This window comes from Cyanobium sp. L1E-Cus (assembly GCF_024345755.1).
In the GTDB taxonomy this organism is placed as follows: domain Bacteria; phylum Cyanobacteriota; class Cyanobacteriia; order PCC-6307; family Cyanobiaceae; genus Cyanobium_A; species Cyanobium_A usitatum.
Map to the genome: position 1 here is coordinate 1 of NZ_JAGQBS010000017.1, position 26,249 is coordinate 26,249.

The window sequence follows — 26,249 nt, forward strand, 5'->3', positions numbered from 1 at the left end:
TAGGCTCAAAGCTACTCTCAAAGAGTAAGAAGAAGGTAAATTAGAGCTGGATCACCCAGAAATCCACCTATCTGCAAAATTGCTCTGTGCTGCCAGCGTGAAACCCTCGTTGACCAGAGCTTCCTTAAGTCTACCAATATTATTTACATTTAACATTTTGACTGCCTAATACTCGACTTTTAATCCATATATTGTTTGGCCTACCCCCCCCTTTTTTTATTATGCCTCGGCAAATCAAGGACGACGTAGAAAGATTAAGCCGCGGTAAATCGACTCAATCAAAAATAGGAAGCCGTCGAGTTCCTCACAGGTTAACGCAAAAGGAACGCATCCTTTTTGAAGCGGCAAAGCGTCAAGGCTTCTTGAAAGTCCCTGTAGCCGGTATTCGCCCAAACGTTCTTAATATTTATAGGTTGTGGTGCGATGCCGAGGTTAGAGATTGCATCATTATGGATAGCACTAAATCACAGAAGGCTTGCCAGCGCGGATAGCCTCAGCTCACAGCTTCCCAATGCAAAACGCTCCGTGCAGAACTGGCAGCTGTGGGCCGTAGCGGCCGCCCTCTCCGCAGCAGTAACCGCTCTATTGATCAAGGTGGGCGTTCAGGGAGTGGATGCGGGGATGGCCACCCTGTTCCGCACCCTGGCCGTAGCGATTGTGCTGGCTCTGGTGCTGCTGGTCAGCGGCCGACTCGATTGGCAGGAGCTGCGCCATCTGCCCGCTCTCAGCCTGGGCGCTCTCGCCCTCTCCGGTCTGGCGACAGGTGTCTCGTGGTTCTGCTACAGCCGAGCCCTGCAGCTGGGGCCCGTGGCTGGGGTGGCGGCACTCGACAAGCTCAGTGTTGTGTTGATTGCCCTGCTGGCTCTGCTGCTGCTTGGTGAGCAGCTCGACCTCAAGGCCTGGTTCGGGGTGGTGCTGATGGCTATCGGCGCTGCTTTGATTGCCTGGGTCTAGCGGCTCAGGCAGGGCGGATCGCGCTGGAAAAGGAAGCCCGCAAGCGCTGCCTGCAGCAGGCGGTACTGGTCCCTGTTGGGATGGCTGCTGATGAATTCCCGCATCGCCTGGTACAGGTCCTCCGGGAACTCATTGACGACGCTCACGTGGACCGCGGCGGCGTCAAAGCAGCAAAACCAGTCCGACAAGGCCGTGTCTTGCCGTGAGAAGCGAGACCTGAGCTGCCTTCCTGGCGGCTTGCTGTTCCTCTTGGGCTGGCCAAAACTCCCCACTGCCGCCGGTCAAGAGGAGAGGGCTTTTCCACAGCGGGGGCTGCACTGCTGGCGCCAGCAGCGAGGTCTGGGGCGTTAAGCCTGTGGAAAAGCCGCCGGTTATGGCGGGATACCGCTGAATTCGGTGGAAAACCCCATAGCTCAGCAGCCCTGATCGATCCGCCCACGCCCCTGCAGCAATACCAATCGGGTTTTGCGAAACAACAGCTCCTGCCTGAACCCAAACGCACAACCGCCCAGGGCAACACAGTGGCCGCCAAAGTGCTTGGTACGACTCAAAAATCTATTTGAGAGTTTGTGGCATAAAAGGCTTGGGGAGTCCCGGCTGTAGCAAGCCAAGCTTCAGTCATACCAACGGTTTCACTCTCTCAGCGCCTCAAACCCAGTGACGGCGAGTGACAGGAAGGAGCGTTCACAATGGGCAAGCTCCCCAACCTGGGCTTTTCTCATGGCTGATCACGACGGACGAAAACTCAGCGTTCGGGAAATGATCAATGCTCACCTGTTCCCGCTTCTGGCCTTAGTCGCCACAGCGAGCTCAGTCTCGATTGCCCTATCGCTTGGCCCCATTGCTGGCCAGTCCTCCCGCTGGAACCAGTGCTTCGATGCTGGGTTGGCGTGGCTGGAGCGCACAAGTCCCCGCGTCAAAGGTGGCGACCGCACGGCCATTGCGGCCAACTTCTGCAATGGCGGCCTGCCCAACAAGCCTGCGCGCTAGAGACACAGACGGTGCCAGTACATCAGATCTAGCGCCTTGTTGGATGGGCAGGCAGGCTTGGATCCCAAGAGTTGTAGCGGATACCTGATGTACTTCGTCGATTCAGTTGGGGCTCTGGCGTAGATGTCTAAACACGACTTTTAGCAGATGCCATGAGTAGCTACCTGATACGACGCGGCCTATGCGGTGGTTGAGCGTTACTACGCCGATATCTGCTGCTCAGACGATCGCGAGTACTACCGGATCGAGGTCTTAGGCGAGGAACTCCCTGGCTCCCCACCGCTCGCCCCCAATGGTCAAGCCATTCCGTGACCGCCTGGAGTGTCAAGTGCCGGATTCACCTTCCTTGAGGACGACAGTGAACCGATGGCCTTGAATGAAACAACCCCCCACCTGAGCAGCCTTCATGAAAAACACTTTCCTGGCCGCCGTCTTTGGAGGTGCCCTCACCCTTGCGGCGGTGCCCTCCTCAGCCAGTGAGTTGTGCGGGATCGGCTTCATCAGGGGCCCCTTGGGGAACTGTGTCGCGCGGGGTGTGGTTGCTGCACCCGTAGTTGCACCCGTTGTTGTTGCCCCAGTTGTCGCCCCTCGTGCGGTAGTGGCCCCTGGTGCTGCTGCCGTGCGCGGCCCTAATGGTGGCGCTGCCGTCCGTGGCCCTGAGGGTGCGGCCGCTGTGCGTGGCCCTAATGGCGGGGCAGCCGTTCGCGGACCCGAAGGCCGCACCTACGTTCGCCGCTGAACGAGTTGGCTACAGACCAACTGCGGCCCGGTGAACCTGGTGATCCAGCCGGGCTATCGCTTCGCGGTGGCGTACGGGTTGGGTTCAGCTCTGCAGCTGGATGTTCGGAGTGACTACCTGATAACCCCAGCCCCCGGCCTGGTTGTTGAAGGTCTGGTTGGTGAATAGGTCGGAGTAGATCGCACTCCAGTTGGAGATCCCGCCATCTCCCAGGCCCACGCTGATCACCTTGACGTTGTCTGGACTGCCGCTTGCCGCTGCGGTGCGATCGAGGGCTGCATTGAGCTCCCGTTGGTTCTGGCCCCAGATGTCCACACCATTGGCCGTGGGCACCTTGATCGGCGTGCCATTGCTCAAATAGCGCAGGCCAGACGAGATGATTGGATCACCGCCCAGATCGGCATCGGTGGGCAGGGCCACATTGACGCCGCTCCAGCCTTGGCCGAATTCGGGCCGGTTGTCCCACCAGGGGCGCCGCTCCGGACGCCCGTCGGTGAATAGACCCACGTACGTGAGGGTGTCGGTGGCCACCGAGGTGAGTTCGTCGTTCAGTAAGTCCTTGAGCCCCGTTAGCGCCCCCAGCATTTCCGTGCCGCTGTACCGGTTGCCGGGAGTGCCCGGGGCTGTGTAGGCGTCAAGGTTGCCGGGTGCAGGCAGGCCTCGCGCGATCCAATCGCCGCTGGTGCTGTTGCCGTATTGCTTGTCGGGTGTGGTCGTTGCCAGAACATCGCTGGCCAGAGTGACACCCTCGGCTGTGCTGCTGCTGTTGATCACCGTTTTGGTGTGGGTGACCAGGTAGCTGAAGTCGATCGTGTGAATGGTGACTGTCTGGGCTGTCTTGTTGTCGAATGGATTGTCAATCAGCTCCCAGCTGAGGATTTCGGTCGCCAGGCTCTGGCCGGGGGTGAGTTGGACATCGCCATTGAAGCCGATTTGATCACCCTTCTTGAAGATGTAGCCAGCGTTGTTGAAGACAGGCTTGAGTCCGTAATAAAAGGCCAGCCGGTTCTGCGCCTCCAGACGGGTGACGCCTGTGGGGTCGAGCCCCTGCATGGAGGTGGAGTTGTCGAGAAGCAGAAACAGGTTGACGGGCCTCGCTTCGGTGACGGGAATTGGCGGCTCCGGTCCCACCGATGGGCTGTCGTAGTTGATGTACACCGTGGCTGGGTTGCTGGTGGCTCCCTGTTCGTCCTGGACGGTGTATTTGATCGGGGTTGGGCTTGCGGTTACACCTGTCTCGGGTGTGAAGGTGATGTCGCCATTGCCAGGATCCACGCTCCAGGTGCCCTGGCCGGGAACCACAAGCGGTTCGCCAGGATTCGCCGTTCCTTCAATCTTGATCGTGCTCGGCACCAGCCTGGAATCGATGTCGGTGTCGTTGGCGATCACGCGAATGGTGCCGCTCTGGCCGGAGGTAAACCGGCCGATGTAGTCATCACTGGTATTGGGGCTGTCGTTGGTTCCCTCAACCGTGACGGCGAGCACGGCAATGTCAGTGAGTCCACCGCTGTGATCCAGCACGGTGTAGTTGAAGAATTCGGTGAGCTGCTCACCCACGTTCAGTCGTTCCACCGTTAGGTCGCTGTTGTTCACCACGTAGGTGAAACTGCCGTTGGCATTGATCAGCAGGCTGCCGTACTGCCCCTGAATGGCACTGCCAACGCTGCCGGCCGTGCCCGCACCTTCCACGGCACCGGTGCGGATGGCGGTGACCGTTCCCTTGCTGGGTAGCGGTGTGTCGTTGCTGTCCACATCGGTGTCGTTGGCCAGCACGTTGCCGCTGGCGTTGGCGCCGCCACTGCTGTTATTGATCCCACCGGCCTCCTTAGCAATGCCGCTGTCGTCGCTGGCCACGGGGGCGTCGTTGCTGCCCCGGATCGTGATCGTCAGCACGGCGGTGTCGGTGAGGCCGCCGCCATCGCTCACGGTGTAATTGAACGACTCGCTGAGCAGGTCGCCCGGGTTTAGGGCCTCCACCGTGGGATTGGCGTTATCGATCAAGTAGCGGTAGTTGCCGTTGTTGTCGATCGTGAGGGAGCCGTAAAGCCCTTGAAGGGGGCTGCCAACTACCCCGGCGGTGCCAAGGCCTTCCGCGTCGCCCAGCCGGATGGCAGTAACCGCTCCATTCAATGAAGGGGTGTCAGAGCGATCCACATCGGTGTCATTGGTAAGCACATTGCCGATGGCATCGGCGCCGGGTGTGCCGTTGAGAGTGCCCCCAGCCTCGATAGCGCTACTGGTGTCGTTTCCGGCGACAGGGGCATCATTGGCCCCCTTGATGGTGATCGTCAGCAGGGCGATGTCGCTGAGCCCGCCGGTGTCGAGCACGGTGTAATTGAAAGTTTCGGTGAATTGATCTCCCGCGTCCATCCCGTCCACCGCCGGGTTGCCGTTGTCGACGGTGTAGGTGTAGCTGCCGTTGGCGTTGATCCGGAGGGTGCCGTAGGTGCCAACCAGCACGAAGCCGCCGCTGCCATCGGGCACGCCAGCTACACCGGTGCCCTCCTTGATTCCCGTGCGGATGCCGGAGACGCTGCCCTTGGTCGGCAAGGGCGTGTCGTTGCGATCGACGTCGCTGTCGTTGGTGAGCACATTGCCGCTGGAGTTGGTGCCCGGCGTGCCGTTGTTGGTGCCGCCAGCTTCAAGGGCTGTGCCGGTGTCGTTGCGTGCGATCGGGGCATCATTCGCCCCATCGATGGTGATGCGCAGCACGCCGATGTCGGTGAGGCCGCCAAGGTCTCGGACCGTGTAGTTGAACTCTTCCTGCAGGCTGTCGCCGGGGCTGAGGGCGTCGACGAGTGGATTGCTGTTGTCAACGACGTAGGTGTAGGTGCCGTTGGCGTTGATGGTGAGGGTGCCGTAGGCCCCACGGACCACAAAAGCGCCAGCGCCATCTGGCGTCCCCGCCGTGCCGGCTCCTTCGCTGGCACCGGTTCGGATAGCTGTGACGACTCCATTTAGGGCAGGGGTGTCGTCGCGATCGACATCAGTGTCGTTGTTGAGCACGTTGCCGGTGGCATTGCTGCCGGCGGTGCCATTAGCAACACCGCCCGCTTCCAGGGCGCTGCTGCTGTCGTTACTGGCAACGGGGGCATCGTTGACACCGTTGATGCGGATGTTGAGAACAGCGGTGTCAGTCAGGCCGCTGGGGTGATCGAGAACCGTGTAGTTGAACGATTCGATGATGAAGTCGCCGGCATCCAACGCTTCGACGAAGCGGTTGCTGTTATTCACCACATAGGTGTAGCTGCCATCGGCCGCGATGGTGAGGGTTCCATAGAAGCCAACAAGCTCAAAGGCACCTCCGGCGATCGCCGCACCGTCGAGACCGACGCCCTCCTTGGCGCCTCTGCGGATGGCCGTGATCGTGGCCAGAGGTGGTGCCACGCTGTTGCCGCCATCGTTATTGTCGACATCGCGATCGTTGCTAATCACGTTGCCACTGGCATTGGTGCCGGCCGTGCCGTTCAAGGTGCCTCCTGCCTCCACGGCCGAGCCGGTGTCGTTTGCTGCGATCGGGGCATCATTGGCCCCGTCGATCCTGATCGTCAGCCGTGCGATGTCGGTGAGGCCACCGCGGTCACGCACCGTGTAGTTGAACTCATCGCTGAGGGTCTGGCCCGGGCTGAGAGCATCAACGGTTGGATTGCTGTTGTTGACCACATACGTGTAGCTGCCGTTGGCAGCGATGGTGAGGATTCCATAGCTGCCTGTCAGCACGAATCCACCGAATCCATCCGCAGTCCCGGCCGTGCCGGAACCCTCCGTTGCACCGATGCGGATCGCCGAAACCGCTCCGTTGAGCGTAGGAGTGTCGTCGCGATCGACATCGGTGTCGTTGCTGAGCACGTTGCCGGTGGCATTGCTCCCGGCGGTGCCATTGGCCACGCCGCCCGCTTCTAGGGCAGCACCGCTGTCGTCGCTGGCGACAGGGGCATCATTGACACCGTTGATGCGGATGTTGAGAACAGCGGTGTCAGTCAGGCCGCTTGGGTGATCGAGAACGGTGTAATTGAACGACTCGATGATGAAGTCGCCGGCATCCAGTTCATCGACGATTGGGTTGCTGTTATTCAGCACATAGCTGTAGCTGCCTTTGGCCGCGATGGTGAGAGTGCCGTAGAAGCCGACAAGCTGGAACAGGTCTCCGGCGATTGCCGTACCCGTGAGCCCCTCACCTTCCTTGGCACCCCGGCGGATGGCCGTGATCGTGGCCAGCGGGGGTGCCGCGCTGTTAGCACCGTCGTTGTTGTCGACATCGCGATCGTTACTGATCACATTGCCGCCGGCATCGCTGCCGGCCGTACCGTTCTGCGTGCCCCCTGCCTCAACGGCTGTACCGCTGTCGTTGTTGGCAACAGGGGTATCGTTGCTGCCACCGATGTTCACCGTAAGCACGGCTGTGCTCGTTCCCACCCCGTCGCTGAAGTCGTAGTTAAAGAACTCGCTCAGCGTGTCGCCCGGATCGAGCGCATCAACAACAGGATTGCTGTTGTTGATCCTGTAGATGGAGTCGCCATTGGGATTGACGGTCAGCGTGCCGTATATGCCCGTGAGCACCAAGTTTCCGGCTGCATCGACACTCCCTGCCGTGCCTGAGCCAGGGGTGTCGCCCGTACGGATGGCGATCACGCTGGTCCCGGCCGGGAGGCTGGGGTCGAGCAGATCACCGCGGCCGGCGAACCCGCCGGAGCTGTTGTTCACGCCGCCGGCTTCGCCGGCGATGAGGGTATTGGCGGTGGCATTGCCATCCTGAGCGCCTTCAATCGTGATCGTCAGGATGGCGATGTCCGTGAGGCCACCTGGATGATCGAGAACCGAGTAGTTGAATGACTCCGTTAGTACATCGCCGGGGTTGAGCGCATCAACGCTGGGGTTGGCGTTGTCTACCACATAGGTGTAGATGCCGTTGGCGGCGATCGTGAGGGTTCCGAAGCTACCCACCAGCACGAAACCACCACTGCCATCCGGGGTTCCGGCCGTGCCTGAACCATCTGTTGTTGCACCACGGCGGATGCCGACGATCGTGCCATTGATGGCCGGGGTGTCATTCGAGTCGACGTCGGTGTCGTTGAGCAGCACATTGCCGGTGCCATCGGCTCCGCCCAAACTGTTGCTGATGCCGCCAGCCTCGATGGCGGTGCCGGCATCATCACTGGCCACCGGGGCATCATTGACCCCGTTGATGTTGATGGTCAGAACGGCGATGTCGGTGAGGCCGCCTGGATGGTCCTGAAGCGTGTAGTTGAACGTCTCCGTCAGAACATCGCCGGGGTTTAGCGCGTCGACCGTGGAGTTGGCATTGTCCACCTCGTAGGTGTAGATGCCGTTGGCGTTGAGGGTCAGGCTTCCGTAGGCGCCGGCCAACGCTGCTCCCAGGCTGCCGGCATTGCCAAGCCCTTCCTTGTCGCCGCTGCGGATCGATAGCACCGAGGCCAGAGGCGGGGCGACAAAATTCGCCCCATCTGCTGTATCCACATCGCGATCGTTGCTGATCACATTGCCGGTGGCATTGCTGCCGTCGGTGTTGGAGGTGCCGCCTGCTTCGACGGCTATGCCGGTGTCGTTGTTTGCAATCGGGGCGTCGTTAACACCAGTGATGGTGATGGTGAGCACCCCGATGTCGCTTAGCCCACCGGGACGATCACGCACGGTGTAGTTGAAGCTCTCGATCAGAGTGGCGCCGGGATCGAGTGCATCAACAGCTGGATTGCTGTTGTCAACCACGTAGATGTAGCTGCCGTTGGCATTAATCGTGAGCGTGCCATAAAGGCCTGCCAGGCCCGTTCCCACCGTCCCGGCTGTGCCGGAGCCCTCGCCGGCGCCGGTGCGTATGGCGCTCACGGATCCATTCAGGGCCGGCGTGTCACCGGCGTCGACGTCGGTGTCGTTCAGCAGCACATTGCCGGTGGCGTTTGAGCCAGCCGTGCCGTTGAAGGTGCCGCCGGCCTCCAGGGCCGTGCCCGTGTCGTTGATCGCCACGGGGGCATCGTTGGCGCCGGTGATGATGATGGTCAGCACCGCTGTATCGATCAGACCACCGGGATGGTCGAGCAGGCTGTAGTTGAACAAGTCGCGCAGTGTGGATCCGGCGTCGAGCGAATCCACATCGAGGAGGCTGTTGTCAACTACATACACATAGGAACCGTCGGCCTTGAGCGTCAGTGCGCCATAGAGACCCTGCAGTGCTGTCCCCACCACACCGCTGGTACCGCTGTCTTCCTTGTCGCCGGTCCGTACAGCCGTGATCCTGCCCTGCGGCGGGCCTGTGAGATTGTTGCCGTCGGCCGTATCAACATCACGGTCGTTGATGATCACATTGCCGACGGCATTGCTGCCTGGGGTGCCATTTCGGGCGCCACCAGCTTCGATGGCATTGCCGAAGTCATCAGCGGCCACGGGCGCATCGTTGGCCCCGGTGATCGTGATCGTCAGGATGCCGATATCCGTGAGCGCACCATCGGAGACGGTGTAGTTGAAGGACTCACTCAGGAAGGCGCCCGGATCGAGGGGGTCGACCGCTGGATTGGTGTTGTTGACCACATAGATATAGGTGCCGTTGGCCTGGAAGGTGATCGATCCATACAGGCCCTGCAAGGGCGCACCGATGGTGCCGGCTGTGCCTGATCCCTCGGTCGCTCCGGTGCGGAAGGATTCGACGAAGCCGTTGAGCGCGGGCGTGTCGTTGGAGTCGACGTCGGTGTCGTTGGTGAGAACATTGCCGATGGCATTGGCCCCAGGCGTGCCGTTGGAGGTGCCGCCGGCTTCCAGGGCGGAACCAGCGTCGTTAAGGGCTACCGGAGCGTCGTTCCTTCCCTGAATCGTGATCGTCAGGACGGCGATGTCGTTGAGTCCGTCCCGATGGTCGAGCAGGGTGTAATTGAACGACTCGCTGAGGGTGTCGCCTGGGTTCAAGGCATCCACCATGGGGTTGGTGTTGTCGACGACGTAGGTGTACGTGCCGTTGGCACTCAGGGTGAGCGAGCCGTAGATCCCCTTCAGGGCCGCTCCCACGGTGCCGGCGGTGCCCGCCCCCTCCTTGGCACCGGTGCGCACGGCCACCACCGTGCCCTCAGGCGGTGCCACCAGGTTGTTGCCGTCCCGGTTGTCGATGTCGCGATCGTTGCTGATCACGTTGCCGGTGGCGGTGGCGCCAGGGGTGCCGCCGGCCTTCACAACCGTGCCCGTGTCGTTGGCAGCAACGGGAGCATCGTTGGCGCCCTGGATCGTGATCGAGATCACCCCGATGTCGCTCAGGGCCCCATCGGAAACGGTGTAGTTGAAGGATTCACTAAGGCTGGCGCCTGGATCCAGGGCATCCACAAGCGCGTTGCGGTTGTCCACCACATAGGTGTAGGTGCCGTCGGCGTTGACGGTCAGCTGGCCATAGGTGCCAAGGAGTGGAGCACCGAGGCTGCCGGCCGTGCCTGACCCCTCGGTGCTTCCGGTGCGGAAGGAGGTCACCTTCCCCTTGGAGGTGAGGGGGTTGTCGGCGGGGTCTGGATCGTTGTCGTTGGTCAGCAGGCTGCCGGTGGCATTGCTGCCGGGGGTGGTGTTGGAGGTGCCGCCGGCTTCGACGGCGTTGCCCGTGTCATTCACCGCCACGGGAGGGCGGTTGGCCACCAGAATCAGGGTCTTGCTGCTGAGGTAGTCGTTGACGCCGCCATCACCATTGCGTTCTCCATTGGCGGCGCCTGAGCCGCCGGGGGTGCTGCTGCCGGTGCTGTTGCCGCCACTGCCAGTGGGCGTCCCAGTGCCCGGCAGGCTGGTGTAGGTGACCTGGGCGGTGTTGGTGAGGGCAGTGCCCGGTGGCAGGCCGGCGGAAAGCACACCTAGGTAGGTCAGGGTGACGCTCTGGTTGATGTCCAGTTCAGGGATCAGAACTGAGATCCGATCGGCCAGTCCATTGCTGCCACTGAAGATCGAGTTATCGGTGGGCGCCGGAGCACCCGTCTGGCTTTGAACGATCGTTGGAGAACCGCTGAGGTCGAAGTTGAGCCCCAGGGCATCGAGGTTGTCGTCGATGAAGAGGTTGAACGCCTTGACCGTGCCCGTGTTGCGGACAACGACGGTGTAGACGAGGGTGTCGCCGGGGGTGGCGTTGGCGTTTCCGGCAACGCCGGTTTTCTCGATGGCAACCGTTTTATCGGTCTCCAGCTTGGGCTCCAGCACCGACAGCGGTGGGGCACTGGAGGTGACTTGACTGGTGATTCCCGAGAGGCTGGATTTGGCGATGAAGCTGTTGGTGAGGGTGACGCCGGCCTGATTGCTGGCCACATTGGCCACGATGGCGTTGAACTCGACAATCACCGACTCGATCTGTGCGTCGACGGCGTTGAGGTTGACTATTTGCCCCAGGGACCAGGTGAGTGCCTGTCCTGTCACCGTCGGTGCAAAGCGAGCGGTGGGGATCACCGTGTTGTTGTTGCCAGCGCTGGGGAGGTAGTAGGGGGTGATCGGCCCCAGACTCCAGGTCAGGTCTGCTGGATTAGTACTGACGAAGGCCAGGCTGGCGGTGTTGTCGTTGAGAAAGGTGAGACCCGTGGGCAGGTTGTCGACAAAGGACGTGTTGCCGATCGTGCCCTGGGGAATGCTTGTCTGCAGCCGGAAGCGCACAATTTCACCGATCGCTACCCCGTTGCCACTGGTGTGGGCCTCGGAGGTGAGCCGGGTGCTCTTGATGGGACCCAGGTCCTGACTCACCACTGACTGGCTGGCGTTCTTGCTGTAGGTATTGACGCCGCCGCTGCCGTTCCGCTCACCGTTCTCAGCACCGGATCCCCCAGGGATGCTGCTGCCGGTGGTGTTGCCGCCGGTCCCATTGGGGGTGCCTGTGCCCGGCAAACCCGTGTAGGTGATGTTGGCGGTGTTGGTAAGGGTGGTTCCGGGTTGAATTCCGGTCAGCAGCACGCCCTTGTAGGTGAAGCTGAAGCTCTGGCCGCCGCTCAGCCGGTCGATCTTGAGCTGGATCCGATCACCGTCCGCAGCACTGGTGCCATTGGTGACGGAGTTGTCGACGATTGAGCTGGTGCCGGACGGCAAGGTGCCGGGCAGGGTGACGCTCTGCAGGTCAAAGTTGCTGCCCAGGTTGCCTAGGGCATCGTTGAGCACCAGATCGAAGGCATCGGCACGGCCCGCCGCGTTCTTCACCGTGACCGTGTAGATGAGGGTGTCGCCCGCCTGGACGTTGCTGGTGGGGCTGACGGCCTTGGTGATCGTGATGTTGGGCTCCGTGATCGTCACCGCCGTGGAGCCGCTGGCGGAGCCGCCCGCGTAGCTCACCGTGGCGGTGTTAGTGCGGGTGGTGCCGTTGCTGTTGCCGCTGATGTTGGTGACTAGGGCGTTGAACTCAATCGCAATCGAGTCGTCGACAGCGTTGTTGCGATCGCTGTTGGTGAGGGTGCCGAAATCCCAGGTGAGGGTGGAACCGTTGATCGTTGGGGTAGCGGGCCTCAGGGAGCCACTCACCCCGGAGGAGAAGATCGGGGTGGAGGCACTGCCGTCGCCCAGGAACGAGACTCCCGTAGGCAGGCTGTCCACCAGCTTGAAGTTGGCCAGGTTCCCCTCGGGAACCGTCACCTGCAGCCGGTAACGAACGATCTCACCGATGGCGACGTTGCTGCCGCTGGTGGATGCCTCTGAGGTGGAGACGACCGACTTGCTGACCGTGGCGTTGCGCAGCGTGATCGTGGCGTTATCGATCAGCTTTGTGGAGCCGGGTAGATAGCCCGTGCCTCCGGCGGAAACGTTGGTGTAGTCCTCCAGCACGCCCACGTTCGTGAGTTTGCTGCCCACCAGCTGGGAGTAGGCATCCTGATTGATGCTGGTGTCGAAGGTCACCACGGCGATGTTGCGGCCGCTGCTGGAGTTGTAGCCGTCGATGGCGCCGCCGCCGGCGCCTGTGAGCGGGTCGGCGGCGGTTGGGCCGGGGTCGCTCAGCCGGACGCCGGTGGCGGAGAAGATGTCCGCCTGGCTGGCGGCCGTGCCGTCGGGCTTGGTGTAGCCCATCAGGGCACCGCTGCCGTCGACGATGCGCAGACTGCCGGGGGTGAAGGTGAGGCCAGCGGGTAGTTCATCGCGCAACTGCACGTTGAAGGCGCCGCGGTAGCTGGTGCCGATGTTCTCGATCACCATCACGAAGCGGACGGTGTCGCCCGCATCTAGCCCCGTGACGTTGGAATCAAGGGCATTGCTCTTAACGGCACCGGTGGAGCCGTTGCCGCCCGCCACGCTGATGCCGCTGCTGCTCACCGCGCCGCTGAAGGGCACGCTGCCGATCGAGGCAGGGAAGGTGGCGCCACCCGTATTGAGGGTGGGGCTGTAGGTGACCCCTTGGGCTCCGCTGAGGCTGTCGCGGCTGGTGACGACGATGCCTTTGCGGATCTTGAGGTTGGGGGCCAGCACCTCACCGGTGACCGCCGCGATCTGGGGCGGACGGGAGGTGCCGTTGGAGTCGACCGTGGTGGCGGTAGCAATGTTGGTGATCGGAAGCCGGTCGTCGATCGCCGCACCGGTCACGGTGACGGTGTAATAAAGGTCGACGGTGACGGGAGTGTGAGTGGGGTCGCTGGTGTTGGCGATCGTCGCAACCAGATCATTGACCGCCGGCCCGGATTTGAGCAGGTTGTCCACCAACGGCGGAGCGGTGTGGAGGCTGCCGTAGCTGAACCGTCCCGTCGGGGGCAGGCTGCCAGGGCTGCTGGCGGTGGCGCCTGAACCGAACAATTCGAAGCCGGTGGGACTGGCACCCCCACTCGCTTCGCCATCCACGTTGTAAACCGGCGTGGGCAGGAAATCGCTGAGGTTGAACCCGTGGATGTCGCCGATGGGGAAGGTCACCTTGATGCGATAGGTGACCGTGTCGCCGGGGGTGAGCACCAGGGGAGCGGAGCCCAGGGCCTGGCCGTTGCGCGCCACCACCGTCTTGGCATTGCCGATGTCGGCCACGCTCATGGCAACACCGCTGGTGTCGCTGACCTGGCGGTTGGTGTCCAGGAACAGGCCTAATGGCAGCTGTTTCTGGATGTCACCCTGCAGGGTGACATTGTTGGCCAGCTGGTCGCCCGGCTTGATGTTCTGGCCGGCGGCCTTGGGGGCGACGTAGAGGTCGTCGACGCTGGCTGTGAAGGTGATCGAGCCCCTCGTAGCTCCTGCGGTGGTGCTGAAGACCCGCCCACCCTGGAGGATGCCATCGTTGCCAATCGACTTCAGCCAGCCGCTGAGGTTGAAGCTGAGGCTGTCCTTGCCATCAACCCCAGGTCCTGCGACATCCGGCAGGTAGGTGATGTAGGCAGGATCGAAAGCCGCCGACCCATTGCCGGTGAGGGAGACGCCCTGTTCCTGGAGGTTGATCCTGGCGCTGCCGGGGGTATAGGTGAGTCCGTCGCCGAGCAGATCCTTGACGATCAGATCGCCGAAGGCGAAGTAATCGGAGATCTGGAAATTGAGGGTGAACGTGAGGTCGCCACCCGGGAGCACCGAGCCGGAGCTGGCGGATTTCTGAATCGCCAGGGCCTTGGCGATGATCTCATTGTTGGCGGGCGTGTTGAGCTTGACGCTGCCGTCGGGAGAGTTGCCCCAGGTGGCGGAGACGGAGGCGTTGTTGGCGTAGGTGATCGCCCCGCCCGTGGTGGGGTCGAGGGTGTCGGGAACGAAGAACCTGATCTGGGCGGCCGCCTCCTCCGTGCTCGTGGTGCCCGTGGTGGGGCCGCCGTAATCGATGACGACCTGGTTGTTGCTCGGGGCCGTGGGGTTGCCCACCGGCTGCTGGGTGAGCTTGCCGTTCAGCTTCAAGCTGGGGTTGATCTCCAGCAGGTTGAGATCGTTGGGCAGGGTGTCGCTGACCACCAGCTTGTTGAGCTGGGCCCCATCGGCAATGTCGGCCGACAGCCGCCAGGCGCCAATGAAGTTGGGGCCGGTGGCCGTTTCCGACTCCGCAAGGTTGTTGCTCTTGCTGAAGGTGAGGGGTGAAGGCACAACCTGCCCCGTCACGTTCGGGGCGCTGATCGGTGGATCCGTCAGCGGGTTGTTGAGGGGATCAGTGCCGAGGGCGTAGCCGCCGCCGGCCCGCAGCGGCACGGGCCCAAGCGTGGGGCTGGTGGCCTTCACCGACACCGGCACGCTCACCACCAATGCGGGAGCGGAGGCCACATAGCTGCCCACGGGCAGCTGCCAAATCAGCAGCGTGTCGGGGGTGGCACTGGTGAGGGTGGCCCCGGTGAGGGGGTGGACGAGGGTGTACGGACCGCTGGTCCCGCTGCGGGTGAAGGTATAGGTTTTGGTGGCGATGGGAAGCAATGCCCAGCTGGCGGCACCGAAGCTGAGGTGGTTGCTGGGGGCTGCGACCTGGAGCTCCAGCCAGGGTTGGAAGCCGGTGCCGCTGGACTCATCAAAGGTGAGCTGCAGGTTGCCGCTGTTCCCATAGAGCAGGTCCAGCGATGAGGGACCTAGAGCTACAGTGGGTGAAGGGGCCACGAGAGATTGCGCTACGCCAGATAGGCATCAACCTACCAAGTGTTGCCCACCCCGCGGCGCAATTTGGACAGCGATTCGGTTGGTTGGATCTCTGTTTTTTCTTCTTGTTGCCCAGTCCTGGTTCTCCTTTGGCGTTGACTCGCTGACCTGCTCCTCATGGAGCTGGTCATGATCTACTTTGCGTTTGCAATTCCGGCATCGGCAGATGTCGTTGAGAGCACCAGGCCGGCTGCGCAAGATCCGGCGGAAGCACTCAACCCAACTCAACCCACCCTCTTACAGGCATGGCGACTTCATTCCGTAACACCATCTTGCTGGGGTTCGCCGCCGCTCCGCTGCTGGCCCTCTCCCTGCCGCTTGCACCGGCCAGGGCCGCGATCTGCCCGGATGGCACCGAGGCGGAGTTCTGCTTTCCGCCGCCGGCTCCCGCGGCACCGCCGCTCTCGGTCAACGTCTATCGCCCCGACGCCCGCCTGCAGCCCCTGGGACTCGGCCGCAGCTGGCAAGTGTTCGGTCGGGATCTGCTGGAGATCCTTCCCCAGAAGGTGCCCTTCGATCCGAATGTGGATCATGGGATCGATGTAAACCAATACACGGTGGCGGGCCCGGAAACCACATCCGATCCCGCCTTCCGCTTCAGTAGCGAACCAGGTGCTTACTACGCAGAGCGCACCGGCTGGCGGCTGCGGGTGTTCGGGGATGGCTTCGGCGGTCCCGTGGTCCGCTCGGGCGGATCGGTGGGCACCTCCTCCTTCGATGGGGCCCAGCTGGGCCTCCGACTCGATTACGCCTTCAGCCGTGATCTCGTTGCCGGCGTCTTCGGACGCTTTGGTCAAGGCTCGGCCGATGGCGGCTCCCTGTTCAGCAACGGCACCAGCTTCAGCGGCCAATCCTCCGATCTCACCTGGGGCGGCGGCGGTCTGTTTGCCCAGTGGTCCCGTCGGGACTGGTTCATCAGTGGTGCGATCGGTGGCGATGGGTTGAGCAGCCAACAACCCTTTGCCATCAGCAGCAGTAATGCCGCCGGGGTCCGCACCAGCTCCCCTTCCGTCAGTGGCAGTGCTTTCAACACGGCACTGAATTTTGGTGGACGCATCCGTCTGTCCGACACCCAGTTGCTCGAACCCAGCGCCCTACTCACTACCTCCAGCCTGTCCTTCGGCCAGGTGAGAATCACCGATAGCACCACCAACCAGAGCTTTTTGCTGCCCTCCAGCAGCAGCACCGTGGGCACCGCCGACATCGGTGTCACCTGGCGGGCGCCGATGCAGCAAGGCAAGAACCTGATCACACCGTCCTTGCGGGTGAGCTGGCTGGGCGCTGGCTTCCTAGGCGGAGAGCCCGCCACGGTGGTCAGCAGCGGCAGCGGCACCCAGGCCACCCAGGCCACCGGCTCCCTGGTGCAGAGCAGCGGCCTTGGCCTGCAGGGGCAACTGGCCTACACCCTCAGCGACAACACCACCTTCTATGTGCGGGGCGGCGCCGGGTTGTATTCCGGTGGCACCGCCTGGGACGTGGGTGGTGGCATCAAATTCCGATGGGGTGGCGCCAGCCGGGCCGTGGCGGCCGTTCCGGCCCCTGCCCCTCAGCCCGAGCCCGAGCCCGCCCCTGCTCCAGTGGTGGTGCCGGCCCCCGCTCCCCAGCCGATCCGAGGCCTGTGGTGAGGCAATCTCTCACCAGTCCTTCAACTTCACATGAAGGAAGCACGCTGGGCTGATATTCATCAGACAAGTCTATGTTGCAGGTATTGCTTAGCTGCCGTGCCCCAGAGCGAGCTACTGCTGTTTCTGGCCCATGTGGGGACTGATTCAGCCCCTACTACTGAGTGCGCTTTAGTCCGCAATCAGTACTTACAAAACAAAACCCCTGAGGAATACCTCAGGGGAGCTGGCGCCTAGGGCCATGCATTCCAGATGTGGGGCGGATGGTCCTCCTAAGGGCACCTGTGGCGGTGCGGCTGGAGTGTCGATCAGTCAGGCGCACGAGGTGAGCGGCATTGGGGAATGCGGCTTTCTTGCCCGACTGAACGACCCGCTCACGGATAGGTAAAGACTGTTGGAGCAGGGGCCTATCTCCCTTTCCTAGGGTCGATTGCTTTGCTGCCGAAAGCGAGAGGGGCGATGCCGGATCTAATCGTGATCGGCAGTGGCCTGGGGGGCCTTTGTGCCGCCGCCATCGCCTCGCGCCACGGGCTGGAGGTGCAGGTGCTGGAGGCCCACAGCCAGCCCGGCGGCGCCGCCCATGGTTTTCGACGGGGACCCTTCCACTTCGAGTCTGGTCCGTCGCTTTGGAGCGGGCTGGGCCGCTGGCCTAGTGCCAACCCCTTGGCCCAGGTGCTGCGGGCCGTGGGTGAGAGCGTGCCGGTGGCGCGCTACTCGGAGTGGGGACTGCTGTTACCCGAGGGCAATCTTCGGGTTGGCGTGGGCTTGGATCCATTTCTGGAGGTGCTCCGCAGCCTGCGGGGGCCAGCGGTTGCCGCTGAATGGCAGGACTTTCTGGTGACCATGGCCCCGTTGTGCCGCGCCGCCGGATCGCTGCCGCTGTTGGCCCTGCGCCCCGGCGCTGGCCTGCTCACCACTCTTGGCAGCCAGGGTTTGGGGCTGATCGGCCAGGCGGGCCAGCTGGCAGCGCTGGGCGGGGCTTTTGGGCCTATTGCCCGCCGCCATCTGCGCGATCCCTTTCTGCTCCATTGGGTGGAGATGCTGTGTTTTCTGATCTCCGGCCTGGAGCCCGATCAGACCAGTGCAGCCGCCATGGCCACCCTGTTTGGCGAGTGGTTTGAGCCCGATGCGGGGTTGGATTACCCGTTAGGTGGCAGCCCCGCCGTGGTGGACGCATTGGTGCGGGGGATCCGCCGCCATGGGGGCGAGCTGCGCACGGGCGCGTCGGTGGCTGAAATCCAACTGTCGGCGGGGCGGGCCACGGGGGTGCGCCTAGTCAGCGGCGAACGGCTGAACGCCCGCCACGGAGTTATTAGTAATGCCAGCCCATGGGATACGGCCGCCCTGCTGGGTAAGGGCAGTGCACCGGAGCGTTGGCGCCAGAAGCTTCTGGCTGCGCCGGCTTGTCCCAGTTTTCTGCACTGGCACCTGGCTTTCAAAGATGAAGGCCTGGCCGAGCTGCCCATCCACCATGTGTGGGTGGGAGATTGGCAGCGGGGCATCAGGGCTGAGCGCAACATGGTGGTGCTGTCGATGCCGTCGCGGCTGGATCCCTCCCTGGCACCGCCGGGCCACCAGGTGCTGCACGGCTACACGCCAGCCAACGAACCCTGGGAGCTCTGGAAGGATCTGGAGCGGGGCACCCCCGCCTATGAGGAGCTGCGCCGCGAGCGTTGCGGTGTGTTCCATGGCGTTTTCGATCAACTGGTGCCCGATTGGCGCGAGCGGGTGGTGCTCGAGCTGCAGGGAACCCCCCTCAGCCATCGCGACTTCCTGCGGGTGCACCAGGGCAGCTATGGCCCCGCCTGGCCCGCCAACCGTGGAGCCTTCCCCGGCGGCGGCACCCCGATCAAAGGCTTGGCGCTCTGCGGTGCGGGTGTATTCCCCGGAATTGGCGTACCGCCCGTAGCCGTGAGCGGCGCCATGGCGGCCCACCGCTTTGTGCCCGCTGCGGCCCAACGGCGATTGCTGGAGGAGTTGGAGCTGGTGAGCTGAATATTTACTGCTTACTGCTTAGTTCTGGTCAATTAATTTGTTTTGGCTATGGGGATGGGGCGGGGGCTGTGGTGGGCACTTTTTACCTCAAGCCCGACTCCCTGCGCCTCGGCGCCCATGTGGCCTATGCCGGCTATGTGGATGCCTTGGTGATGTTCCAGGGGCTTGTGGAGGGGCCAACCCCATGAAGGTGGTGCCGCTGCGGCTTGCGCCGGGAGACGACCTCCGGCAGACGCTGGAAACCTGGATGGGCGAGCAGCAGGAGCAGGCGGGCTGCGTGATTAGCGCCGTGGGCAGCCTCTCGGTCGCCCAGCTGCGCTTTGCGGGGGCTGCTGAGGACACGACCATCCACGGTGAGCTGGAGATACTCAGCCTGGCCGGCACCCTTTCGCCCGATGGCGCCCATCTGCACATTGCTGTGGCCGACAGCAGGGGCGCCGTGATCGGCGGCCACCTCTGCACCGGCTCCCTGGTGCGCACCACCGCCGAGTTGGTGGTTGGCCTGCTGCCGGAGTGGCATTTCTGGCGGGAGCTAGATCCTGCCACCGGCTATGCCGAGCTGCGGATAAGTCCTAGGGCTGCGGGCTAAGGGGCAGCCGTAGCTCCATTAGCAGAAACACCAGCCAGGCAACGCCAGAGCTGATACTGCCTGTCCAGTCGTTAAGCAGCAGTTCGACAATCGATACGGTGCTGGCGCCCCTCATTGCCCAGGATTTCGCCAGCTTCTTCAGCACCGGCCACGCTGGCTATACCAATTACTCCACCCTGGAGCCCCAGCCATGAGTACCTCAACCTCCACAGATGTGCTGGTGATCGCCGCTAGCAACGGCCATAACCTGCAGCTGGCTGAGCGCTTCGCAGCGGCCGCACGCCAGCAGGGCCAAAGCGCTGCCGTGCTCGATCTCACCACCATCAACCTGCCACTGTTCACCCCTCGAGCGCAGGCCGTAGGCACACCGCCAGGGTTGGCAGCGTTGGAGGCCCAGCTGGCTGCCGCTCCGCGTTGGGTGATCTGTTCGCCGGAATACAACGGCTCGATCCCGCCGGTGCTAACCAGCGCCATCGCCTGGCTGTCGGTGCGGGGCAGCGACTTCCGGGCCCTATTCAACTGCCGCCCAGTGGTGATCGCCACCCACTCCGGCGGCGGCGGCTATGGCGTGCTCACTGCTATGAGGCTGCAGCTGGACCATCTCGGTGCCCATGTGGTGGGCCGCCAGCTGTCCAGCAACAGCGACAATCCGGCCAAGGACGACTCCATCGCTGAGCTGATCACGCGCCTGCACCAAATCCATATTTCCCAACCATGACCACCTCTTCAGGCCTGGTATTTCGCCCGGCATCCGAGCGTTTCCACAGCCAGCTCGACTGGCTCGACAGCTGGCACAGCTTTTCCTTTTCCAGTCATTACGACCCAGCCTGGATGGGCTATGGCCCCTTGCGGGTGATCAACGACGACACGATCGCTGCCGGCAGAGGCTTCGGCATGCACCCCCACCGCGACATGGAGATCGTGACCGTGATGGTGGAGGGCCAGCTCAACCATTGCGACTCGATGGGCCACGCCGAGGTGCTGCGCGCCGGCGAGGTGCAGCGCATGAGCGCAGGCACCGGTGTGATGCACAGCGAGATCAACCAGGGCGATAAGCCATGCCGGCTGCTGCAGATCTGGATCGTGCCCAGTGGCACCGGCATCGCCCCGGCCTACGAGCAGAAACCCTTCGCCATCGGTCCCGGCTGGGCTCCCCTGCTGGATCCCGAGCAGGCCGATGGCGCCATGGCGATCCACCGGCCGGTGCGCCTCTGGCGGGCTCAGCCCGGTGCAGGCGAGACGCTCAGCCTGGCCCTTGGCACAGGCCGCCAGGGCTGGATCCAGCTGATTGATGGGGCCGGGGAGGCCAATGGCCATCCCCTGCAGCAGGGTGATGGTCTGGGCTACGACGCCGGCAAGCTGGAGGCCTTCACTGCAGGGTCAGGTGGAGCAGACCTGCTGCTCTTTGAATTGTGTTGAACGTCATCTGGGGAGCTTCATGAGGGCTGGGCGCCGGAGGTGGCCTTCCTTATTGCCTTGGCCTATTAGCGCTCGAGTAGGCCAAAGGCTGATCCAATCGGAAACCGCCTTCCGTCGCCGCCACAACAAGCAGTCTGGTCCGCCATCACCAACACTGGCTTAGCTGAGAGAGCACTTCCCGCGCCCATGGTCTTCGCCTCGCCTCGCGCCTACATGCTGCTGTCGACGGCAGCAGCGGTCGCGACGATCGTGCTGAAAACGCTGGCCTGGCGCCTGACCGGGTCGGTGGGCCTGCTCTCCGATGCCATGGAGTCGGGCGTGAACCTGGTCGCAGCCCTTGGCGCGATCTGGGCGCTCACCCTCGCGGCCAAACCTGCCGATCGCAGCCACCCCTACGGCCACTTCAAGGCCGAATACTTCTCCAGCGGCCTGGAAAGTGTGCTGATCGTGGTGGCAGCCCTCGCCATCATGCATACCGCCATTGGCCGCCTGCAGCAACCCCAACCGCTGGAGCAGCTGGGCATCGGCCTGGTCATTTCCCTGCTGGCAACCGCGCTGAATGGTCTGGTGGCCTGGGTGCTGCTGAAAGCCTCGCGGCGCTTTGATTCGATCACCCTGCGAGCCGATGCCCACCATCTGCTCACCGACGTCTGGACCTCCCTCGGTGTGGTTCTGGGCATCGGCCTGGTGAAGCTCACCGGCCTGACGATTCTCGACCCCCTGATTGCGATCGCCGTGGCGCTGAACATCGTCGTCACTGGCTGGAAGCTGTTTCACGAAACCGCCTCCGGCCTCCTGGATCGCTCCCTGTCCGATCCCGAGCAACAGGTTCTCGAAGATCTGCTGGCCAGCTGTGCAACAGACGATATCCAATTCCATGCGCTGCGCACCCGCGTGGCTGGTTCCCGTCGCTTCGTGTCGTTCCACGTGCTCGTGCCTGGTCACTGGAGCGTGCAGGCAGGCCACGACCTCTGCGATCAGTTGGAGCACAAGGTGGCGGCCACCTTGACCCGCACGCATGTGTTCACTCACCTCGAGCCGATCGAGGATCCGAAAGCCTGGGAAGATCAAGGCTTCCGCTGGGAGCAGGGCTAAGGCACTGCAAGCAATGCTCTGAAGAACCAACCCTCTCTTTTGGGCCTGCTGAATTGCTTTAGGGCTTTGCTTGTGCCGCTGGCCTGGTGAGCTGAGACTGGAAGTTCAGAAGCAGAAGAACAGACCGCTGAGAGCGATCAGGAAGCAGGGCATGGCCTCGATTCCAGCCGGGGGCTGCAGGCCCGCGAAGCGGTAGTTGAAGCGCAGCGGGCCCAGGCGTGGAGAACAACGAAAGCGGAAACCCATGGCTCAGCGGCTCTTGGCGCAGCGGCCATGCATAGGCCCCATGGAAATGCTGCCCGTGCAAACTCCAGCGATGGCAAGCAAGGTTTTGCTGGTTGTGGCGGCGTTGACGGCTCTTGCCTGGCCGGCTGGTGTTGCTGGTCAGGGCGTTACGGCCATGGTGCTCTCCTTTGGCGATGGCGACACCATCCGCGTCCGCCAGGCCGGCAAAGCCCTGACAGTGAGGCTGGCCTGCATTGACGCACCGGAAACGGCACAAGGCACGTATGGCCAGCAGGCCCGCAGCTACCTGCAGCAGCGGCTTCCTGTCGGCCGGGAGATCAGGCTCGAGGTCAAAACCACCGATCACTATGGCCGCTCGGTGGCGGAGGTGATCTCAGAGATCAACATCAACCTGGCGATGGTGGAAGACGGCCAAGCCTTCGCCTACCGCCAGTACCTCAGTGGGTGTAATGCCCAGGAGTATCTGGACGCCGAATACCGTGCCAGCCGGCGCCGATATGGGGTCTGGCAGGTGGAGGGCGGCATCACCCGGCCCTGGGACTTCCGCCGCGGACGCCGCTAGCGCTGCAGCGAGATCAGCTCCTATGCCAAAGCCCAGGAGCGGCGGCGCCAGGGGCACAGCTATCTCGATGGCAATGGCGATGGAGAAGCCTGCGAATCCCTGCGCTGACAATCACCTTTTGCAATACCGCGAAGCTGCGCTATAGGTTGCCAGTGAAACCAGTAGAAGCAAAGGCTTGGCTGTTGATTTAGTGAATTGACACAGCATGTGGGTTTGTTATGTTCTGGGTACCACGCAAGTACCAAATGATTACCGGTTCAGAACTGCTCGCCAAGGTCAAGGAGCTGGGCGATGTCTCCAAGTCAGATCTCGTGCGTGAGTGCGGCTATGTGAGCACCAAGAAAGACGGCGGCGAGCGCCTCAACTTCACCGCCTTCTATGAGGCCCTACTCAGCGCTAAGGGGGTAAACCTTGGTGCCGATACCGCCGGCCGTGGCAAGGGTGGCCGCAGCCTCAGCTTCGTGACCAAGATCCAGTTCAACGGCAATCTCATGGTGGGCAAGGCCTACACCGCCCTGCTCGACCTCAAGCCAGGCGATGAATTCGAGATCAAGCTGGGTCGTAAGCAGATCAAGCTCATCCCCTTGGGCAGCACAGAAGAGGAGTGAGCAGCGCCTCCTCTGCCTCGATGCGGATGGCGCTGCCGCGGGCCAGCTCACCTCACCAGGAGTAGAACAGCTGTACTGCTGCTGAGGTCTTGATGCTGGCCGACCTGCCCATTGGCGAGCCTGTGCCCTTCTGCCTGGGTTCTTTGGGTGAGGGCTTAGATCTCCAGGCCGCCCTTATTCCCAACCCGGTCTGCACCTTCTACATGCGGGTCAGCGGGAATGGCATGCGCCAGCACGGAATCAAGGACGGCGACCTGATGGTGATCGACCGCAGTGTGGAACCCTGCTCCGGCCATGTCGTTGTCGTTGCCCACCAGGGCAGCTTCCTGCTGCGGCCGCTGCTGCGCCAGGGGGAGCAGTGGTTGCTTGAGCCGGTGCGGCCAGGAGAGGCAGCAATTCCTTTGGACCTGGAGGTCTTTGATCGCTCAGGGCTATTTGGCGTGGTGGTGCATGCGGTGCATCACCTGGAGTGAACAGCCTATGCAGAAGGGGAAATCACCCTGCCGGTATCCCGGTTGATGGGCGAGACCAGCAGCTTGTCGACCCGCTTGCCATCCATATCCACCACCTCGAAGCGGTAGCCCTGCCACTCGAAATGGTCGGCTTCGCGGGGGATGCGCTCGAGCACATGCATCACAAACCCGGCCAGGGTGTGATAACGGCCCTTCTGATCAATGCGGAATATGTCCTGGTCGATCAGCTCAGCAAAAGCGTCGAGATCCAGGCCGCCGTCGACAAGCAACGATCCGTCTTCGCGGGTCACCACCATGGGTCCGTCTTTATCTTCAACCGAGGGCAGGTCGCCAACGATGCCCTCCATTAGGTCATTGAGAGTGACAAGACCCTCGATCCCGCCGAACTCATCGGTGACCAGGGCGATGTGAATACCAGTGCGCTTGAATTGCTCGAGGACCGATAGAGCCCGGGTGCTTTCGGCCATGAACAGTGGCGGCTGCATCAGTTCTTCGAGGTTGATCGACTGGCCGGTGATCTTTGCTGACAACAGGTTGCGGACCCGCACCACCCCCAAGCATTCATCGAGGGTGCCCCTGGCCACCGGGAAACGGGAATGGGTGCTCTCGAGGATTTCCTGCAGGCTCGTTTCCAGCGACTCCTCGACATTCAGCCAGCAGATGTCAGTGCGAGGGGTCATCAACGTCTTGATGGTGCGATCACCAAGGCGCAGCACGCGCTGAACCATGTCGTGCTCGACCTCTTCGAACACGCCCGAATCAGCACCCTGACGAATTATCGCCTTGATCTCGTCCTCGGTGATGTCAGGTTCGCTGGTGATGGAAACCCCCAGCAGCTTCATCAAAGCTTCGGTCGAATTGCTGAGCAGATGAACAACCGGACCGCTAACCCGCGACAGCCAGCGCATGCTGGGTGCCACGGCGCAGGCCAGACGCTCGGGACTGGCCAGAGCCAGGCGCTTGGGCACCAGCTCCCCGATTACGACCGATAGGTAGGTGATCACGGCCACCACCAGAGCAAAGCTCAGCCCTTCGCTGTAAGGCGCCAGCACAGGCAGGCGTTCCAGCAGGGAATCGAGCTGGCGAGTAACGGTGGCACCACCGACCGCACCGGTGAGGATACCGATCAGGGTGATGCCGATCTGAACCGTGGACAGGAACTGATTCGGCGACTCGGCCAGTCTCAGCGCCACCCGGGCTGAGCGGTCTCCCTTCTCGGAGAGTTGTTCCAGCCGATAACGACGTGCCGAAATGATTGCGATTTCAGCGCCGGAGAACAGACCGTTGGCCACGATCAACAGCAGGATGATCAGGATGTCCTGCGCCAAGAAGGGGATCGGTCCGGAAGGTTCCCCAAATTAAGACCGTTTCCAGCTTGGATGCCAGCGATGCAACACCACCGCAAGCCAGGCCTTGAGGCCCAGCGGCTGTGGCCCTGCCGGGGGCAGCGTGGAGCCGATACAAATTCCCCTCCGGCCCAGCCACAATCGGTTCGAGCTGCGCGCGACGATCATGCAGATCAGGCCGTTGAGCTAAGGCCGAGGGGGGTGCCGGGCGGGTTTGATTCCACCCACAACCTTTTGCTGGGGTTACTGGGCGGTGCAGCGCTGACGCAGCTGGATAAATGAGAGAAGTGAAACTCTCATGCCGAGGGGGGTGCATCACGGCGCCGGCTGAAAAGGATTGAGCAGCCGCACCCCGCAGCCAGCAAAGTCATCGACGTTGCGCGTCACCACGGTTAGGTCGTGCAGCAGGGCGATGGCAGCGATCTGTTTGTCGATGGAGTTGTGAGGATTGGGCACCCGCAGTCGCCCCCAGATCTGGGCCGCATCGCCATCAAGGTCCAGCACCCGATCGCCGTAGGGCTGCAACACCTCAGCTAGCCACTGCTCCAGCAGTTGAGCTTGCGGTTGATCCCCCCGGTGGCGAATGAACTCCACTCCGCGGCGCAGCTCACCGATCGTGATGGCGGCTAGAAACAGCGGGGTGTTGTCTCGGGCAGCAGTTGCCCAGAAGTCCCGCACACCCTCATCAGCGCGGAGGCCCTTGCGGGCTTCGCTAATCACGTTGGTGTCAATCAAAAACATCAGCAGCAGCCGCCTGATCGTCCTGGCGCTGGAAATCGGCGTCCACCCCAACATCCGGCATGGCAGCCAGTAATTCCGCCAAGTTGCGACGCGGTGGGCTCAGCAGAGCAGCTGCAAGGATCGCCCGCAGTTCCGCTTCCTGGCTGCGGCCATGGGCCCCGGCCCGCTTCTTGAGCGCCTGGACCAGGTCGTCATCGACGCCGCGCACCAATAGATCAGGCATGGCTCCATCACAGCGTTGATAGCAATGCTATCGCAATTGTCGCCTTTGGTCGGGATAGCCAGCAGGCGATGGAGCAACGCATCAGGGATTACCCGCCTGGCTATAAATCCACCACAGCAGAGACAGGAAACGCA

Annotated in this window: 20 protein-coding genes; 14 read left to right on the top strand and 6 right to left on the bottom strand. The window is 62.7% G+C overall.

All coding sequences use genetic code 11. From position 1 onward, the window contains the following. Positions 1-525: 525 nt before the first annotated feature. Positions 526-954, top strand: a complete 429-nt coding sequence (locus tag KBZ22_RS12675; protein WP_255022236.1) for an EamA family transporter — start codon at positions 526-528, stop codon at positions 952-954. Here KBZ22_RS12675 and KBZ22_RS12680 read toward each other — a convergent pair. Continuing rightward, positions 951-1,142, bottom strand: coding sequence for a DUF2811 domain-containing protein (locus tag KBZ22_RS12680; RefSeq protein WP_396112101.1), 192 nt, complete (start codon positions 1,140-1,142; stop codon positions 951-953). The genes KBZ22_RS12675 and KBZ22_RS12680 overlap by 4 nt on opposite strands. A 571-nt stretch (positions 1,143-1,713) precedes the next feature. Here KBZ22_RS12680 and KBZ22_RS12685 point away from each other — a divergent pair. From KBZ22_RS12685 to KBZ22_RS12695, 3 genes are all read left to right on the top strand, one after another. Then, positions 1,714-1,944 (top strand): hypothetical protein, encoded by a 231-nt coding sequence (locus tag KBZ22_RS12685; protein WP_255022237.1) that lies wholly within the window; start codon positions 1,714-1,716, stop codon positions 1,942-1,944. Between the two features lie 186 nt (positions 1,945-2,130). Beyond that, the gene (locus KBZ22_RS12690; protein ID WP_255022238.1) at positions 2,131-2,256 is read left to right on the top strand and encodes a hypothetical protein; all 126 of its coding nucleotides are present in this window, start codon (positions 2,131-2,133) and stop codon (positions 2,254-2,256) included. 94 nt (positions 2,257-2,350) lie between these two features. Further along, positions 2,351-2,683, top strand: coding sequence for a hypothetical protein (locus tag KBZ22_RS12695; RefSeq protein ID WP_255022239.1), 333 nt, complete (start codon positions 2,351-2,353; stop codon positions 2,681-2,683). 84 nt (positions 2,684-2,767) lie between these two features. On the opposite strand, the gene KBZ22_RS12700 is transcribed toward KBZ22_RS12695, so the two are convergent. After that, positions 2,768-15,157, bottom strand: a complete 12,390-nt coding sequence (locus KBZ22_RS12700) for a VCBS domain-containing protein (RefSeq protein WP_315858618.1) — start codon at positions 15,155-15,157, stop codon at positions 2,768-2,770. Positions 15,158-15,441: 284 nt separating this feature from the next. Between KBZ22_RS12700 and KBZ22_RS12710 the strand changes: the two genes are divergently transcribed. From KBZ22_RS12710 to KBZ22_RS12735, 6 genes are all read left to right on the top strand, one after another. After that, on the top strand, positions 15,442-16,821 hold the full coding sequence (locus tag KBZ22_RS12710) for an autotransporter outer membrane beta-barrel domain-containing protein (RefSeq protein ID WP_255022240.1): 1,380 nt from the start codon (positions 15,442-15,444) through the stop codon (positions 16,819-16,821). 456 nt (positions 16,822-17,277) lie between these two features. Next, positions 17,278-18,813 (top strand): NAD(P)/FAD-dependent oxidoreductase, encoded by a 1,536-nt coding sequence (locus KBZ22_RS12715; RefSeq protein WP_255022241.1) that lies wholly within the window; start codon positions 17,278-17,280, stop codon positions 18,811-18,813. 184 nt (positions 18,814-18,997) lie between these two features. Beyond that, positions 18,998-19,402: a PPC domain-containing DNA-binding protein gene (locus KBZ22_RS12720; RefSeq protein ID WP_255022242.1), complete on the top strand. Its 405-nt coding sequence runs from the start codon at positions 18,998-19,000 to the stop codon at positions 19,400-19,402. A 190-nt stretch (positions 19,403-19,592) separates the two neighbouring features. Beyond that, positions 19,593-20,120, top strand: coding sequence for an NADPH-dependent FMN reductase (locus KBZ22_RS12725; RefSeq protein WP_255022243.1), 528 nt, complete (start codon positions 19,593-19,595; stop codon positions 20,118-20,120). Beyond that, positions 20,117-20,821, top strand: a complete 705-nt coding sequence (locus KBZ22_RS12730) for a pirin family protein (RefSeq protein ID WP_255022244.1) — start codon at positions 20,117-20,119, stop codon at positions 20,819-20,821. The genes KBZ22_RS12725 and KBZ22_RS12730 overlap by 4 nt, the downstream gene beginning before the upstream one ends. A gap of 186 nt (positions 20,822-21,007) precedes the next feature. Then, the gene (locus KBZ22_RS12735; protein ID WP_255022245.1) at positions 21,008-21,916 is read left to right on the top strand and encodes a cation diffusion facilitator family transporter; all 909 of its coding nucleotides are present in this window, start codon (positions 21,008-21,010) and stop codon (positions 21,914-21,916) included. A gap of 105 nt (positions 21,917-22,021) precedes the next feature. Here KBZ22_RS12735 and KBZ22_RS12740 read toward each other — a convergent pair whose 3' ends face one another. Beyond that, entirely contained in the window at positions 22,022-22,162 is a 141-nt protein-coding gene (locus KBZ22_RS12740) for a hypothetical protein (RefSeq protein WP_254942867.1), read from the bottom strand. Positions 22,163-22,202: 40 nt separating this feature from the next. Here KBZ22_RS12740 and KBZ22_RS12745 point away from each other — a divergent pair, with 40 nt between their 5' ends. The 4 genes from KBZ22_RS12745 (at position 22,203) to KBZ22_RS12760 (ending at position 23,805) form a co-directional block, all read left to right on the top strand. Next, positions 22,203-22,724: a thermonuclease family protein gene (locus KBZ22_RS12745; protein ID WP_255022246.1), complete on the top strand. Its 522-nt coding sequence runs from the start codon at positions 22,203-22,205 to the stop codon at positions 22,722-22,724. Positions 22,725-22,736: 12 nt separating this feature from the next. Further along, the gene (locus KBZ22_RS12750) at positions 22,737-22,832 is read left to right on the top strand and encodes an excalibur calcium-binding domain-containing protein (RefSeq protein WP_255022271.1); all 96 of its coding nucleotides are present in this window, start codon (positions 22,737-22,739) and stop codon (positions 22,830-22,832) included. A 137-nt stretch (positions 22,833-22,969) separates the two neighbouring features. Further along, complete coding sequence (locus KBZ22_RS12755; RefSeq protein WP_106502579.1) at positions 22,970-23,332, top strand: AbrB family transcriptional regulator; 363 nt, start codon at positions 22,970-22,972, stop codon at positions 23,330-23,332. Positions 23,333-23,424: 92 nt separating this feature from the next. Then, complete coding sequence (locus KBZ22_RS12760) at positions 23,425-23,805, top strand: LexA family transcriptional regulator (protein ID WP_255022247.1); 381 nt, start codon at positions 23,425-23,427, stop codon at positions 23,803-23,805. Between the two features lie 5 nt (positions 23,806-23,810). Here KBZ22_RS12760 and KBZ22_RS12765 read toward each other — a convergent pair whose 3' ends face one another. The 3 genes from KBZ22_RS12765 to KBZ22_RS12775 form a co-directional block, all read right to left on the bottom strand. Continuing rightward, on the bottom strand, positions 23,811-25,133 hold the full coding sequence (locus tag KBZ22_RS12765) for a hemolysin family protein (RefSeq protein ID WP_255022248.1): 1,323 nt from the start codon (positions 25,131-25,133) through the stop codon (positions 23,811-23,813). A 333-nt stretch (positions 25,134-25,466) separates the two neighbouring features. Then, on the bottom strand, positions 25,467-25,892 hold the full coding sequence (locus KBZ22_RS12770) for a type II toxin-antitoxin system VapC family toxin (RefSeq protein ID WP_255022249.1): 426 nt from the start codon (positions 25,890-25,892) through the stop codon (positions 25,467-25,469). Further along, positions 25,879-26,115, bottom strand: a complete 237-nt coding sequence (locus tag KBZ22_RS12775) for a FitA-like ribbon-helix-helix domain-containing protein (protein WP_254961191.1) — start codon at positions 26,113-26,115, stop codon at positions 25,879-25,881. The genes KBZ22_RS12770 and KBZ22_RS12775 overlap by 14 nt, the downstream gene beginning before the upstream one ends. Positions 26,116-26,249 lie beyond the last annotated feature (134 nt).